Annotated in this window: 15 protein-coding genes; 1 reads left to right on the top strand and 14 read right to left on the bottom strand. The window is 67.2% G+C overall.

Annotated elements, in window-relative coordinates:
• Positions 1–37 precede the first annotated feature (37 nt).
• The 12 genes from ACSFCA_RS24350 to ACSFCA_RS24405 all read right to left on the bottom strand — a co-directional run bounded on the left by ACSFCA_RS24350 (position 38) and on the right by ACSFCA_RS24405 (position 11,544).
• Positions 38–1,090 (bottom strand): CobW family GTP-binding protein, encoded by a 1,053-nt coding sequence (locus ACSFCA_RS24350; protein ID WP_093056291.1) that lies wholly within the window; start codon positions 1,088–1,090, stop codon positions 38–40.
• 109 nt (positions 1,091–1,199) lie between these two features.
• On the bottom strand, positions 1,200–2,414 hold the full coding sequence (locus tag ACSFCA_RS24355; protein WP_435461058.1) for a class I SAM-dependent rRNA methyltransferase: 1,215 nt from the start codon (positions 2,412–2,414) through the stop codon (positions 1,200–1,202).
• 10 nt (positions 2,415–2,424) lie between these two features.
• Positions 2,425–3,414 carry a tyrosine recombinase XerC gene (locus ACSFCA_RS24360; protein WP_435461059.1) on the bottom strand — a complete coding sequence of 330 codons (990 nt, stop codon included), beginning with the start codon at positions 3,412–3,414 and terminating at the stop codon, positions 2,425–2,427.
• On the bottom strand, positions 3,398–4,033 hold the full coding sequence (locus ACSFCA_RS24365; protein WP_435461060.1) for a YdcF family protein: 636 nt from the start codon (positions 4,031–4,033) through the stop codon (positions 3,398–3,400). The genes ACSFCA_RS24360 and ACSFCA_RS24365 overlap by 17 nt, the downstream gene beginning before the upstream one ends.
• Positions 4,030–4,734 carry a DUF484 family protein gene (locus ACSFCA_RS24370; protein WP_258351239.1) on the bottom strand — a complete coding sequence of 235 codons (705 nt, stop codon included), beginning with the start codon at positions 4,732–4,734 and terminating at the stop codon, positions 4,030–4,032. Before ACSFCA_RS24370 ends, ACSFCA_RS24365 begins: the two co-directional genes overlap by 4 nt.
• A complete protein-coding gene (dapF, locus tag ACSFCA_RS24375) occupies positions 4,731–5,606 on the bottom strand; it encodes a diaminopimelate epimerase (protein ID WP_258351240.1) in 876 nt (291 codons plus the stop codon). The genes ACSFCA_RS24370 and dapF overlap by 4 nt, the downstream gene beginning before the upstream one ends.
• A gap of 72 nt (positions 5,607–5,678) precedes the next feature.
• A complete protein-coding gene (locus ACSFCA_RS24380; protein ID WP_435461061.1) occupies positions 5,679–6,500 on the bottom strand; it encodes an alpha/beta fold hydrolase in 822 nt (273 codons plus the stop codon).
• 48 nt (positions 6,501–6,548) lie between these two features.
• A complete protein-coding gene (locus ACSFCA_RS24385; RefSeq protein ID WP_435461062.1) occupies positions 6,549–8,150 on the bottom strand; it encodes an MFS transporter in 1,602 nt (533 codons plus the stop codon).
• Positions 8,143–8,541, bottom strand: a complete 399-nt coding sequence (locus tag ACSFCA_RS24390; RefSeq protein WP_435461063.1) for a DoxX family protein — start codon at positions 8,539–8,541, stop codon at positions 8,143–8,145. Before ACSFCA_RS24390 ends, ACSFCA_RS24385 begins: the two co-directional genes overlap by 8 nt.
• A gap of 2 nt (positions 8,542–8,543) precedes the next feature.
• Positions 8,544–10,439, bottom strand: a complete 1,896-nt coding sequence (locus ACSFCA_RS24395) for an amidohydrolase (protein WP_435461064.1) — start codon at positions 10,437–10,439, stop codon at positions 8,544–8,546.
• Entirely contained in the window at positions 10,432–10,731 is a 300-nt protein-coding gene (locus ACSFCA_RS24400) for a DUF1427 family protein (protein ID WP_435461065.1), read from the bottom strand. The genes ACSFCA_RS24395 and ACSFCA_RS24400 overlap by 8 nt, the downstream gene beginning before the upstream one ends.
• 159 nt (positions 10,732–10,890) lie before the next feature.
• Positions 10,891–11,544 (bottom strand): hydrolase, encoded by a 654-nt coding sequence (locus ACSFCA_RS24405; protein WP_435461066.1) that lies wholly within the window; start codon positions 11,542–11,544, stop codon positions 10,891–10,893.
• Positions 11,545–11,737: 193 nt separating this feature from the next.
• Here ACSFCA_RS24405 and ACSFCA_RS24410 point away from each other — a divergent pair, with 193 nt between their 5' ends.
• Complete coding sequence (locus tag ACSFCA_RS24410; RefSeq protein WP_435461067.1) at positions 11,738–12,649, top strand: LysR family transcriptional regulator; 912 nt, start codon at positions 11,738–11,740, stop codon at positions 12,647–12,649.
• Between the two features lie 28 nt (positions 12,650–12,677).
• On the opposite strand, the gene ACSFCA_RS24415 is transcribed toward ACSFCA_RS24410, so the two are convergent.
• A complete protein-coding gene (locus tag ACSFCA_RS24415) occupies positions 12,678–13,016 on the bottom strand; it encodes a hypothetical protein (protein ID WP_435461068.1) in 339 nt (112 codons plus the stop codon).
• 22 nt (positions 13,017–13,038) lie between these two features.
• Entirely contained in the window at positions 13,039–13,668 is a 630-nt protein-coding gene (locus tag ACSFCA_RS24420) for a 2-hydroxychromene-2-carboxylate isomerase (RefSeq protein ID WP_354338833.1), read from the bottom strand.
• Positions 13,669–13,721: the final 53 nt, after the last annotated feature.

Raw genomic sequence — 13,721 nt, forward strand, 5'->3', positions numbered from 1 at the left:
GGGCCAGCGCCGTTTTCTATTTCAGCAAGCCTTCAACTCAGACCAGGCACTGCTCCAGCCCCTGCTCGAGAATTTCGCGCGGCAGCTCGATGCCGATGAACACCATGCGGCTCTGGCGCGCCTCGTCCTTGCCCCACTCGGGCCCCAGGTCGCTGCCCATCAGCTGGTGCACGCCCTGGAAGATCACCTTGCGCTCGGTGCCCTTCATGTTCAGCACGCCCTTGTAGCGCAGCATGCGCGGGCCGTAGATATTGACGATCGCACCCAGAAAGTCTTCCAGCTTGGCCGGGTCGAAGGCGCGGTCGGCCTTGTAGACGAAGCTCTTGACGTCATCGTCCGTGTGGTGATGGTGGCCGTGGCCCTCGTGCTTGTGCGAGGGGTGGTCGCACGCCTCGCCATGCGCGTGGTCATGGTCGTGATGGTCGTGGTCGTCTTCCTTCAGGAAGTCGGGGTCGATGTCGAGCTTGGCGTTCAGGTTGAAGCCGCGCAGGTCGAAGATGTCCTTCAGCGGCACGTCGCCGAAATGCGCCTTCTGCTGCGGCGCGCGTGGGTTCATGTGCTTCAGGCGGTGAATGAGCGCGTCGGTCTCTTCGGCCGACACCAGCTCGCTCTTGCTGATGAAGATCTGGTCGGCAAAGCCCACCTGGCGACGCGCTTCCTGGCGGTCGTTGAGCTGCTGAGGCGCGTGCTTGGCATCGACCAGCGTGAGGATCGAGTCGAGCAGGTAGCTCTCGGCGATCTCGTCGTCCATGAAGAAGGTCTGGGCCACGGGGCCGGGGTCGGCCAGGCCGGTGGTTTCAATAACCACGCGGTCGAAATCGAGCAGGCCCTGGCGCTTCTTGGCGGCCAGCATTTGCAGCGCCTCGCGCAGGTCTTCGCGGATGGTGCAGCAGACGCAGCCGTTGCTCATCTGCACGATCTGCTCTTTCGACTCGGTCACAAGGATGTCGCTGTCGATGTTCTCTTCGCCGAACTCGTTCTCGATGACCGCGATCTTCTGGCCGTGGGCTTCGGTCAGGATGCGTTTGAGCAGCGTGGTCTTGCCCGAGCCGAGAAAGCCGGTGAGGATGGTCGCGGGAATGAGGGCCATGGGGATAGTGCTCCGGAAGCGGAAAACAGGAATTGGGGCTGGGGAAAGGCGTGGCCCGGCAGTTTAGCCAATGCCACTGAGTTGCGTTGGCGGCAGGGTCAAGACGGCGTCAGGCGGGCTTTCTGACCACCACCAGGCCCTTCAGGTACTCCCCTTCCGGAAACTCGATGGTCATCGGATGGTCTGGCGCAGCGCCCAGGCGTTCGGCGATGTAGCCGTCCACGCCCGCGTCGAGCCCCGCCGAGGCCACGATCTTGTGGAACAGATCGGCGCTGATGCCGCCCGAGCACGAGAAGGTCAGCAGCACGCCGCCCGGCTCTAGGAGCTTCAGCGCAAGCCGGTTGATGTCCTTGTAGGCCCGCGCGGCGCGCTCGGCGTGCGCCACCGTGGGCGCGAACTTGGGCGGGTCGAGCACGATGGCGTCGAAAGTGCGGCCCTGGTCGATGAACTCGCGCAGCACGGTGTTGACGTTGGCGTCGAGAAACTCGGTCTTTATGCCCTGTCCTTCAAAGCCGTTGAGCGCGAGATGGCCACGAGCCCGCTCCAGCGCGGGCAGCGACGAATCGACCGACACCAGCTCCACGCCTTCGAGCGCGCCCGCGGCCTTCAGCCCCGCCAGTGCCGCGACGGTGAACCCGCCCGTGTAGCAGAAGCAGTTCAGCACGCGCCGGAAGCGCCGGTGCTGCGCCAGCTCGGCAAAGCGCTGGCGGCTGTCGCGCTGGTCGAGATAGAAGCCGGTCTTGTGGCCGGTCGCGATGTCGAGCGACAGCTTCCAGCCGTGCTCGCGAATGATGATCTCTGTGGGGCCGTCGCCGCGCAGCCAGCCCGTGACGGGCTTCAGGCCTTCGCGCTCGCGGCCGCTGGCGTCGGAGCGTTCGTAGAGCTTCGTCAGGCCCGTGGCCTTGAGCAGCGCGTCGGCCAGAACATCTTTCCAGCGCTCGACGCCGGCCGAGAGAAACTGCGCCACCAGCGTGTCGCCATAGCGGTCGACGATCAGCCCCGGCAGGCCGTCGGCCTCGCCGTGCACCAGCCGCACGCCGTCGCTCTGCAGGTCGAACAGGCCGCGGGCGGCCACCGCACGGGCGCACACCGAGGCGAAGAAGGCAGCGTCGATGCGCTGCGTTTCGACGAAGCTCCAGGCCCGCGCGCGGATCTTTGAAATGGGGCTGAAGGCCGCCCATGCGAGGAAAGCGCCGTCGTGCGACTCGACGCGCACGGTCTCGCCGGAGTCGGCGCCACCGCGCGCGATGGCCGATTCGAAGACCCATGGGTGGCGGCGCTGCATCGAGCGCTCTTTGCCGGGTTTGAGGCGAAGGGTTTTCATTGTTTCTTGCTTACTTGTCTTTGTCTTCCCGGGCCTTGGCGCGCGGATGTGCCGCGTCATAAACCTTGGCCAGGTGCTGGAAATCCAGCCGCGTATAGACCTGCGTGGTCGCGATGTTGGCGTGCCCCAGCAGCTCCTGCACCGCGCGCAGGTCGCTGCTCGATTGCAGCACGTGGCTCGCGAACGAATGGCGCAGCATGTGCGGATGCACCGGTGCCGCTAGGCCGGCCTTGAGACTGCGCTCGCGCAGCAGCTTCCACACCGCCTGCGACGACATCCGCATGCCCTTGGCGCTGATGAAAAGCGCGGCCGCCGCTTGCGGGTCGCGCAGCCGGGCGGTGGTCAGCCCGGCGCAATCGCCGCGCACCGCCAGCCAGTCGCGCACCGCCTCTGCCGCCTTGCTGCCCATTGGCACGATGCGGCGCTTGCTGCCCTTGCCGAGCACGCTGGCTTCCATCGCATCGAGATCGACCCAGCCTCGCGCCGTGTTGCTCGCCTGCGCGTCGAGCCCCGTGAGCTCGCTCACACGCAGCCCGCAGCCGTAGAGCACCTCGACGATCGCGCCATCGCGCGCCTCGGTCCATGGGTCGGCCTCGGGGTCGTACAGCTCGGCGAGGCGCACCGCGTCGTCAACGCCCAATGCCTTGGGCAGCGGCCGGCCGGCCTTGGGCGCGTGCACGTCCTGCACGGGGTTAAAGCCGATCAGCCCTTCATTGCCCAGCCAGCGGTAGAAGCTGCGCCAGCACGACAGCACCAGCGCAATGCCGCGCGGCTCGCGCCCGGCGCTGTGCAATTGCGCCATCCAGCGGCGCACGTGGGCGGTCTGCACGCGGTCCAGCGGCAGCTTTGCTTCGACAGCATGGTCGCGCAGGGCCTGCAGGTGAAAGGCGTAGAGCTCGACCGTACGCGCCGCGAGCCGACGCTCGACGCGCACATGCTCCAGGTATTTTTCGATCCAGTCCGGGGGAGTGGATGCGACCGGCTCAGAAGAGATAGCCATGGCCGGCATTGTTGATGATGGCCGCCGGCTCGCGCAATGCGCCCTTGGACAACGGCCCCAGCGCCCGCCAGCACGACGTGGGCGCCGCCGCGTACTGCACGTCGAAGCTCTGGTCGAAGCCGCTCTTCTTCACGAGCCGCTCGATGCGCCACAGATGGAAGGGCTCCGACACGATGACCACGCTGCGCACGCCGGCCGCCAGCAGCAGCGGACGCGACAGCGACAGGTTCAGCCGCGTGGACGTCGATGCAGGCTCGAGCACCATCGGCCCCGCAAAGCCCGAAGCTATTGCGTGTTCCCCCATCGTGATGGCCTCGATGCGGCTGTCCTCGGAATCCACGCCGCCCGAAAAAGCCAGCTGCCTGACCAAGCCGGCTTTCGCCATCGCCAGAGCCGTATCGACCCGCCCCGTAAGGCACGGATGCGGCTTGCCGTCGAGGTACGCGCGACTGCCGAGCACCAGCGCCGCGTCGGCTGGTCGCTGCGGCGGGTGCGCCAGCAGCTCTTCGGCATGCCCCCAGAGAAAGGCTCCGATGGCCGCATACACCAGCGCCACGGCCAGCACCCCGCCAGCCAGCACGACCTGCCACGGCCGCCGCAACCAGCGCGGGCGTTTCAAGGACGAAGCCGCGAAAGTCCGCCCGAGGCCAGCTCGGCGATGCGCTCGAGAAAGTCGGTGCCCATCTCGGCGTTGAAGCGCTGCGCGTCGGGCGACGCCAGCACCAGCATGCCGAAGGCCGGCGACTCGGCGTCGGGGCGCAGCGGAATCAGCGCAATCGACATCGCGGCCTGCGGCTCGGGCAGCCAGTTGGCCGCCTCGAAGCCCGAATTGAGCCCGCAGTACGGCGAGGTCAGCGAGGTGGCCAGCGCCTTCACGTCGTCGCTCACCCACTGGGCATAGGCCTCGTTGAGGTATTCGCTGCCGCAGCCCCACACCTTGATGGCCGTCTGCGGCACCAGGAACAGCGACTGCAAATCGACCGCGATGCGGTACGGCAGGCTGCGCGGGTCGCGCGTGGTCAGCAGGCCGCTGGTCCAGCGCTGCAGGCGGTCGGCAATGACGACGTTCTCAGTGCCATGGCGCACCATGTCCATCAGGCGGTGCTCCAGCGCCTTGATCTTTTCGCGCAGCATCTCGGCCTGGCGTTCCTGCAGGCTCACGGCGCGGTTGCCGTGCGGGCTGGTGAGCTGCACCTGCGCCAACAGCTGGGCATGGCGCTCGAAGAAGTCGGGCGTGTTCGCCAGGTAGTTGGCGATGTCGTCTTCGGTGATCGGGTTCATGGCGTTGGCGTCGTTGTTGTTCGTGAAGTTGGTCGTCATGGCAGCTCCGGCACCTCGATGTCGCCTTCGAAGACTGTGGTGGCCGGCCCGGTCATCAGCACCGGCTGCCCTTCTCCCTGCCACTCGATCGTGAGAATGCCGCCGTGCGTCTGCACGTCGACCCGGCGCTCCAGCAGGCCAAGGCGAATGCCCGCCACCACCGCCGCGCAAGCGCCCGTGCCGCAGGCCAGCGTTTCGCCGGCGCCGCGCTCGAACACCCGCAGCCTGATGTGCGAGCGGTCGACCACCTGCATGAAGCCCGCATTCACCCGCTGCGGAAAGCGCGGATGGTGCTCGATCTGCGGGCCCTGCTCGGCCACGGGGGCGGTGTCTACGTTGTCGACCACCTGCACGGCGTGCGGGTTGCCCATCGACAAAACCGCTACCGAAACGATAGCGGTGCCCGCGCGCGTGCCAAGGGCAAGGTGCCACTTGTGCCAGGCTCCTTCGGGCTGCGGGTCGAGCCCGGCGATGTCGAAAGGCACGCGTTCGGGTTCGAAGACAGGGGCGCCCATGTCGACCGTCACGCGGCCATCGGCACCCATGCGCGGCTCGATCACGCCCGACAGCGTCTGCACGCGCACTTGCGTCTTGTCGGTCAGGTGGTGTTCGTTGACGAAGCGCATGAAGCAGCGCGCGCCGTTGCCGCACTGCTCCACTTCGCCGCCGTCGGAGTTGTGGATCACGTATTGAAAGTCGACGCCTGCCGCAGGCGAAGGCCGCACGGTCAGGATCTGGTCGGCGCCGACGCCGAAATGGCGGTCGGCCAGAAAGCGGTATTGCGCGGCACTGAGGCCCAGCGTGCCGCGTGTTTCGTCCAGCACGACGAAATCGTTGCCGGCTCCCTGCATCTTGGTAAAGCGGATTCGCATTCCGGGATTATCGCCACCGGCACTACCCTTGGCGACCACGGGTCCAAGCCCGTGGCCATGAAGACGGAACGATCAGGCCTGGATGAACGCCAGCAGATCGGCGTTCACCTGGTCCTTGTGGGTGGTGCAGGTGGCGTGCGGCGCACCTGCGTAGACCTTGAGCTGGCTGCCCTTGATCATCTCGGCCGCAAGCTTGCCGGTGGCCTCGAAGGGCACGACCTGGTCGTCGTCGCCGTGAATCACGAGCGTGGGCACGTCGATCTTCGCCATGTCGGGGCGGAAGTCGGTTTCCGAGAACGCGGTCACGCAGTCGATGGTGGCCTTGATCGAGGCCTGCAGCGCGATCTGCAGCGTCTGCTTGAAGACGCCCTGCGACACCTTGGCGCCGGGGCGGTTGGTGCCGTAGAAGAGCGTGCTGAAGTCGTCGAGGAACTGCGGGCGATCGGCGGCCAGGCCGGCGCGGATGCCCGCGAACAGCGAGGCGTCGGGCCCCACGGGGTGGTCGGCCGTCTTCATGAACAGCGGCGTCACGGCGCTGATGAGCGCAAGCTTGGCCACGCGAGCGCCGCCCTTGCGCGCGATGTAGCGCGTCACGTCGCCGCCGCCCATCGAGAAGCCCGCAAGGATCACGTCCTTCAGGTCGAGCTTTTCGATCAGCTCGGCGATGTCGTCGGCGAAGGTGTCGTAGTCGTAGCCGGTCCACGGCTGGCTCGAGCGGCCGAAACCGCGGCGGTCGAACGCGATGGTGCGGTAGCCGCGCTCCGCGAAGAACAGCATCTGGGCGTCCCACATGTCGGCGCTGAGTGGCCAACCGTGGCTGAAGAGAATGGGCTGGCCCGAGCCCCAGTCCTTGTAGTAGAGCTCGGTGCCGTCGCGCAGTGTGAGTGTGGTCATGGTTTTCCTGTGGAGTGAAAAAAAAGAAAGAAGGAAGGGAAGGAAAAATCAGATCGCAAGAAAGTGATGCACCTCGGGCTTGTCCGGCCCGATGTGAAAGCGCAGCGCCTCGCCCTGCAGGTCGGCATCGGCCTTCGACACGCGATGGTGCTGGCGCAGATGCTCCGCCCACGATTCGACGAGGAACCACTCGATCACCCGCTCCCCGTCGACCGTGTGCTCGTGCAGGCCCCAAGCGTAGGCACCGTCGCGGCGGCGTTCGAGAGACAGACGCTTCATCGCCTGTAGGAAGGCCGGGCGGTCTTCCTTGCGGATGCGGTACTCGACCTGGATCATCACCGGCCCGCGGTCGTTCGCCACCGGCTCGGCGAGCAGCGGCTCGGGCCAGTGGTTCGATGCCTGCAGGTCGGCCTCTCCGGCCGGCAGCCGCACCCGATGGAAGACCAGCCCGGCCACCACCAGCCCCACCGCCCCCGCCACCAGCGTGGCCGGCACGCCGATCTGCTGCGCCACCAGGCCCCAGCCCAGGCTGCCCGCAGCCATCGCGCCGTTGAACACCGTGAGGTACACGGCCAGCCCGCGCCCGCGCACCCAGTTCGGCAGGATCGACTGGGCCACGCCATTGAGCGTGGTCAGCGCAACGATCCAGCCCAGGCCCAGCAGCAACAGCAGCAGCACCGCCAGCCACTTCGGCGGCGCGAAGACCAGGCTGCCCATCACGGCCGCGGTGAGCAGCGCGGCCAGCAGCAGCATGCCGTCGGCATCGAGCCGCGCCCGCAGGCGCGGCAGCACCAGCGCACCACCGATGGCGCCCGCCCCCACCGCGCCGAGCAGCACGCCATAGAAGCCCGCGCTGCCGCCGAGCATCTGCCGCGCCACCAACGGCAGCAGCGCCCACACCGAACTGGCGAACAGGAAGAACACCGCCGCGCGCAACAGCACCACGTGCAGCTCCTTGCTGGCGCGCGTGTAGCGCAGGCCGGCGCGGAATGCGCCGAAGAAGTTCTCCGACAAGCCGCTGTCGACCGGCGCCGGGCGCTTCCACCACAGCAGCGCCGCGATCACGAACACGTAGCTCAGCACGTCGACGCCATAGGTGGCGGCCGCGCCGAAGCTCGCAAGAATCAGCCCGCCCGCCGCCGGCCCGATGGAGCGCGCGATGTTGATGCCCAGCGAGTTCAGCGCCACCGCGCTCTTCAGATCGCTGCGCGGCACCAGCTCCGGCACGATCGACTGCCAGGTCGGCCCCATCAGCGCCGCGCCGATGCCGCCCACGAAAGTCAGCGCGATCAGGTATTCGACCGTCAGCGCGCCTGTGTGCGAAAGCACCAGCAGCGCACCGCTGACGGCCGCGAGCACCACTTGCACGAAGATCAGGAAGCGCCGCCGGTCGAGGATGTCCGACAGCACGCCCGCAGGAATTGCAAGCAGGAAGATCGGCAGCGTGGCCGCCGTCTGGATGAGCGCCACTGCCGTCGGGTTGGCGGACAGGTCCGTCACCAGCCACGAGCTGGCCACGTCGCGCATGAAGCTGCCGATGTTGCCGAGCACGGTGGCGGCCCAGAGCACCGCGAACACCGGCTGGCGAAGCGGCGCAAAGGCGCCGGGCTGCGGTGCCGGTGCGACCGCACTGTGCGAATGTTCAGACATGGGCACGCTCCTTCAGGTCATGCCAGGCGACGAGCAGGAAGCCGCCGACCAGCCCGAGATGTTCGAAGAAGGAGTTTGCCGCCATGAAGCGCTCCTGCCCAATCGGCATCTGCCAGAAGCGCAGCGCCACGAAAGTCGCCATCAGCGTGAAGCCCGCAAGCGCCAGCGCACCGAGCCAGCGCAGGCGACCGGCGAGGATCAACACCGAGGCCCCGAGCTCCAGCACGATGACCGCCACGGCCAGCGGGCCGGCGGGCGACAGGCCGAAGTGGTTCATCTCCGCGAGGGCCGAGTTGAAGTCCATCGCCTTGTTCAGCCCGCCCTGAAGATAGGCCGCGCACAGCAGCAGCAAGGCAATCCAGCGAAGCGCCGGCGAAGTGGTCCAGCGCATCGTCACACCGCCCAGCAGGCGCAGCCGAGCGCGCCCCAGAAGCTCTTCAGGTCGGCAATGGGCAGCTTGCTGCTCCAGGCCGTGGCGTGCTGGTGGCCGTGCACGTTGCAGTTGTTGGCGCAGGCACACGACATCGCTGCGTTGCGCATCACCTTCTGCATCGGAGCCCCTTCGACATCGGCCCAGCCGGCATAGCCGCCGAAGGTGCGCGCGGGCGACCAGTCGGGCATGGCCGGCGGCGGCGCGCCTTCGTCGTGCGCGGTGAACGGGCCGGCGCCGTAGACCACCTTGCCGCCCACCATCGTGAGCAGCGCGGTGGTATCGGCAATCTCCGATTCGGCGCAGGCGAAGAAGTCGCGGTCGGGCACCACGAGGTCGGCGAGCTGGCCGGCCTGGATGCGGCCCTTCTTGCCCTCCTCGTTCGAAAACCAGGTGACGTTCTCGGTCCACATGCGCAGCGCCTGTTCGCGGTCGAGCAGGTTGCGCTGCGGCGTGATCTGCAGGCCACCCACCGTCTTGCCCGTGACCAGCCACGACAGCGACACCCACGGGTTGTACGAGGCCACGCGCGTCGCGTCGGTGCCGGCCGAGACCTTCACGCCCTTTTCGAGCATGCGCTTCACCGGCGGCGTGGCTTCGGCCGCGCCGGGGCCGTAGCGCTCGACGAAATACTCGCCCTGGTAGGCCATGCGGTGCTGCACCGCGATGCCACCGCCCAGCGCCGCGATGCGGTCGATCGACTGGTCGGAGATGGTCTCGGCGTGGTCGAAGAACCAGTTCAGGCCGGCCAGCGGCGTGTCCTGGTTGACACGCTCGAACACGTCGAGTGAGCGGCTGATGGTCTCGTCGTAGGTGGCGTGCATGCGCCAGGGCCAGCGGTTCTGCACCAGCACGCGCACCACGTCTTCCAGCTCGCCTTCCATCTCGGGCGCCATGTCAGGGCGCGGCTGGCGGAAGTCCTCGAAGTCGGCGGCGGAGAACACCAGCATCTCGCCGGCGCCGTTGTGGCGGAAGTAGTCGTCGCCCTGCTTGTATTTGGATGTCGCGGTCCAGTTCAGGAAGTCCTGCTTCTCCTGCTTGGGCTTCTGCGTGAACAGGTTGTAGGCCAGGCGGATGGTGAGTTGCCCGTCGTCGGCCAGCTTCTGGATCACGGCGTAGTCGTCGGGGTAGTTCTGGTTGCCGCCGCCTGCATCGATGGCACCAGTCACGCCCAGCCGGTTGAGCTCGCGCATGAAGTGGCGCGTGGAATTGAGCTGGTAGTCGAAGGGCAGCTTCGGCCCCTTGGCCAGCGTGGCATAGAGGATGGCCGCGTTGGGCTTGGCCAACAGCAGGCCCGTGGGATTGCCGGCGCTGTCGCGCACGATCTCGCCGCCGGGCGGCGCGGGCGTGTCCTTCGTGTAGCCCACCGCGCGCAGCGCAGCGCCGTTGAGCAATGCGCGGTCGTACAGGTGCAGGATGAAGACCGGCGTGTCGGGCGCGACGGCGTTCAGCTCCTCGATGGTCGGCAGGCGCTTTTCCACGAACTGGTGTTCGGTGAAGCCGCCCACCACGCGCACCCATTGCGGCGCGGGCGTGTTCGCAACCTGCCGCTTGAGCATGCCCATGGCGTCGGCCAGGCTTCGCACGCCGTCCCAGCGCAGCTCCATGTTGAAGTTCAGACCGCCGCGAATGATGTGCAGATGGTTGTCGATCAGCCCCGGCAGCACGCGCTTGCCGTGCAGGTCGATCACGCGGGTGCGGCTGCCGGCCATCGGCAGGATGTCGTGCGAGCGGCCGACGTGGGTGAAGCGGCCGTCCTTGATGGCCACGGCGTCGGCCGTGGGGTTGGCGCGGTCGAGGGTGGTGAACAGCCCGCGATGAAGGATCAGGTCGGGCGGGGTCGTCATGTTCTCAGCCATGGCGGGTTTCCTTGTTGGGGGTTTCGGCGGCGGTTTGGGCGGCGGTTTGGGCGGGCAGGCATTTCGGCAACTCGCCGAACACGTGCGGCTTGACCTGATGGTTCAGCCACGAGGTGGCCACGGCGTCGGGCTTGACCCAGCTCTTGATGAGCGGCGGGATCTGCTCGCCGAGCAGGATCCCGAGAAGCCCCACCAGGGCGATGACCGGCGGCGCCGGCGAGCGCACCTGGAACAGTGCGTAGATCACGCCGACCAGCAGGCCGAGCGAGAGGGAGACGACATAGGTCTTCATGGTCTGTTTGTCCTTGACGAAAGTTGTCGAGGGCGCGACGAGGCGCGAAGAAACCGTAGCGAGCGCTCCGAGGTCGCGCCGAGGACCGCAGCCGTACTCAGGTACGGCGAGGACCGCAGGTGCGAGATCGGAGCGCGCAGTAGGTTTATTCGTGCCTCGTCAGCCTTCGTGCGCGCCGAACATGGTCTTGGCGTAAGTCACGCCAAGGCCGTAGGCGCCGCCCACCTTCTTCGCGATGCCGGTGGTCAGCTCGTAGGTGTCGCCGCGGGCCCAGTCGCGCTGCAGCTCGAGCAGGTATTGCAGCGAGGTCATCGGCTGCGCGCCGGCCTGCACCATGCGCTCCATCGCGCGGTTGTGCGCCTCGGCCGACACGTCGCCGCAGGCGTCGGCAATCACGTACACCTCGAAGCCCTGGTCGAGCGCCGACAGTGCCGGGCCGACGATGCACACGCTGGTCCACAGGCCCGCCAGCACGATGCGCGGCTTGCCGATCTGGTTCACGCGCTCGATCACGGCCGCGTCTTCCCAGGTGTTCATCGAGGTGCGGTCGAGCATCTTCTGGCCCGGGAAGGCGTCGGTGATCTCGCTGAACATCGGGCCCGAGAAGCTCTTCTCGGCCACCGTCGTGAGGATGGTCGACACGCCGAAGCCGGCCGCCGCCTGCGCCACCAGCGCGGCGTTGTTGCGCAGGTTCACGGCGTCGATGGAATGCGTGGCAAAGGCCATCTGCGACTGGAAGTCGATCATTACCAGCGTGTGATCGGTGGGGGTGAGCAGCTTGGCGCCGGCGGTGGGGGTTGCTTTGACGGTCATGGAAAGCTCCTTCGGGTTGAGCGGATGTTCGATTGCATTCACAATTTGCTTTCGGAGGGAATCTCCTAGGCACGGAATGAATCATCGAGGCCCATCAAGCCGTCATCGACGAAACTTTTCACATTCAATGATCGAAGTTTTCGATCATCGATTTCCCACTTAACCCTTCCTTCTTCTTTCAAGGAACCGCAGCGTGCTCAAACTCAGCCTGGAAGCCATCGAGGTCGTCGACGCCATCGCCCGCCACGGCTCCTTCGCCGCCGCCGCCACTCGCCTGAACAAGGTGCCCTCCACCATCTCGTACGCCGTGGGCAAGCTGGAGGAACAGCTAGGCATGCTGCTGTTCGAGCGCAACGGCCCGCGCGTGACCCTCACCGCCGCCGGCGAAGAAATGCTCAAGGAGGGCCGCTGGCTGCTCAGCGCCGCGAGCGATCTCGAATCACGCATGCGGCTGATCGCCACCGGCTACGAGTCGGAGCTGCGCCTCGTGCACGACTCGCTCATTCCCACGCAAGCGCTCATCGACGACATCCGCGCCTTCGAAGACCTGCGCTGCGGCACGCGGCTGCGCATCGGCTGCGAGGCGCTCACCGGCAGCTGGGAGGCGCTGCGCGAGGGCCGCGCCGACATCGTCATCGCCGCGGGCGAAGGCCCGGCCGGCGGCGGCTACCAGGCCGTGACCGTGGGCAGCCTCGACTTCGCGTTCTGCGTGGCGCCTTCGCACCCGCTCACCCGGCTCGGCCGGCCGCTGCAGCGCGGCGACCTGCTGGAGTGCAACGCCATCGTGGTGGGCGACAGCGCACGCACGCTGTCGGAGCGCACTGTCGGCCTGCTGGCCGGCCAGCCGCGCATCACCGTGCCCTCGATGCCCGCGAAGATCGCCTGCCAGGTGGCCGGCCTGGGCCACGGCTTCTTGCCGCGCGCCTGCATCGTGGGTGAGCTGAAGCGCGGCACGCTGGTCGAACTGCCCACCGAGGAGCCGCGCCCGCCCGAGGCCTTCTGGCTGGCCTGGAAGACCGGCGCGCAGGGGCAGGCGCTGCGCTGGTGGCGCGAGCGGATGAACCGAACGCTGATACCGGCGCTGCTGCCGCGCTCGGCCTTCTGAGCCGACGCGGCGACGCCTTCCGGACTTATCAGGATGTGCCCGGATAGTCGGACACAAAACCGCCAGCCGTCGGATACCTCGTAAAGAACCACATGGAAGCCGCGTCATCCAGACGGATGCAGAACAGTTTCTCGTCGCGATCGGTCAACTTCAGCCCGTAGGCGTAGATCCGTTCCTCGATCTCATCGAGCAGCGAAAGCACGCCGTCATCGACGAGGCCGTTGTACTCATCGATGAGTGCGACCAGCTTTTGCGGAAACCGGTTTTCGAGAATCCGGGCGAAGAAGCAGTACGGGATGTCTTCGTCAGCCCTGTAGTCGATGACGGCAATGACCTCTCCATGCTTCGACACGATGCGGTCGATCATTGACTCGGCCTATGCAGGAGCCTCAGCCCGCCGCGCGCAGCTTGTCCAGCGCTCGATCGAGAAACGCCAACCGGTCCTGCCCCCAGAACCGCTCGCCGTTCAGGATGAAAGTCGGCGCCCCGAACACGCCCGCCTCCACCGCCTCAGCGCTGTAGACCCGGTAGGCCGCCAGCGTCTCGGCCGCCTGCTCCAGTGCCTGCAGCGAGGCGCCGTCGTAGCCGGTCTCATCGGCCACCGCGATGCGCACCTCGGCCTGCGAGGTGTCGCGCTCCTCGGCCCACAGCGCGCGCAGCAGCGCATGCGACAGCGGCTGTGCATCGAGCCCCTGCAGCTGCGCGGCGATCACCATCCAGCCCGGGTACTTGTTCCAGTTGGGGTCGGTCGGCGCGCCCTTGGGGTAGTGCGCGGGCGCCAGGTTCATGGGCATGCCGAGGTAGTCGCTCCAGCGGGCGAGCTCCAGCGCGTGGTACGTGCGGCGCGGCTCGGGCCGGGTCTTCAGCGGAATGCCGCCGGTCTGCGGCACCACGGCCTGGAAGTCGTACGGCTTGAGCGTGAGCCGCACGTGGTGGCGGCGCACGATGTCTTGAAGTTGCGGGCCGCCGAGGTAGGCCCAGGGGGAAGAGAGGCTGTAGTAGCAGTCGAGGGCGATCATGTTTCGATTATCTTCAGCGCATGCCCGACGCCACCGCGCTCCCCACCCTTCTC

The organism is Variovorax multivorans (genome assembly GCF_051216835.1).
Taxonomy (GTDB): Bacteria; Pseudomonadota; Gammaproteobacteria; order Burkholderiales; family Burkholderiaceae_C; genus Variovorax.

Coding starts and splice junctions, on each gene's coding strand:
- ACSFCA_RS24350 (WP_093056291.1), bottom strand. CDS start 1,090: ATGGCCCTCATTCCCGCGACCATCCTCACCGGCTTTCTCGGCTCGGGC.
- ACSFCA_RS24355 (WP_435461058.1), bottom strand. CDS start 2,414: ATGAAAACCCTTCGCCTCAAACCCGGCAAAGAGCGCTCGATGCAGCGC.
- ACSFCA_RS24360 (WP_435461059.1), bottom strand. CDS start 3,414: ATGGCTATCTCTTCTGAGCCGGTCGCATCCACTCCCCCGGACTGGATC.
- ACSFCA_RS24370 (WP_258351239.1), bottom strand. CDS start 4,734: ATGACGACCAACTTCACGAACAACAACGACGCCAACGCCATGAACCCG.
- dapF (WP_258351240.1), bottom strand. CDS start 5,606: ATGCGAATCCGCTTTACCAAGATGCAGGGAGCCGGCAACGATTTCGTC.
- ACSFCA_RS24380 (WP_435461061.1), bottom strand. CDS start 6,500: ATGACCACACTCACACTGCGCGACGGCACCGAGCTCTACTACAAGGAC.
- ACSFCA_RS24385 (WP_435461062.1), bottom strand. CDS start 8,150: ATGTCTGAACATTCGCACAGTGCGGTCGCACCGGCACCGCAGCCCGGC.
- ACSFCA_RS24390 (WP_435461063.1), bottom strand. CDS start 8,541: ATGCGCTGGACCACTTCGCCGGCGCTTCGCTGGATTGCCTTGCTGCTG.
- ACSFCA_RS24395 (WP_435461064.1), bottom strand. CDS start 10,439: ATGGCTGAGAACATGACGACCCCGCCCGACCTGATCCTTCATCGCGGG.
- ACSFCA_RS24400 (WP_435461065.1), bottom strand. CDS start 10,731: ATGAAGACCTATGTCGTCTCCCTCTCGCTCGGCCTGCTGGTCGGCGTG.
- ACSFCA_RS24405 (WP_435461066.1), bottom strand. CDS start 11,544: ATGACCGTCAAAGCAACCCCCACCGCCGGCGCCAAGCTGCTCACCCCC.
- ACSFCA_RS24415 (WP_435461068.1), bottom strand. CDS start 13,016: ATGATCGACCGCATCGTGTCGAAGCATGGAGAGGTCATTGCCGTCATC.
- ACSFCA_RS24420 (WP_354338833.1), bottom strand. CDS start 13,668: ATGATCGCCCTCGACTGCTACTACAGCCTCTCTTCCCCCTGGGCCTAC.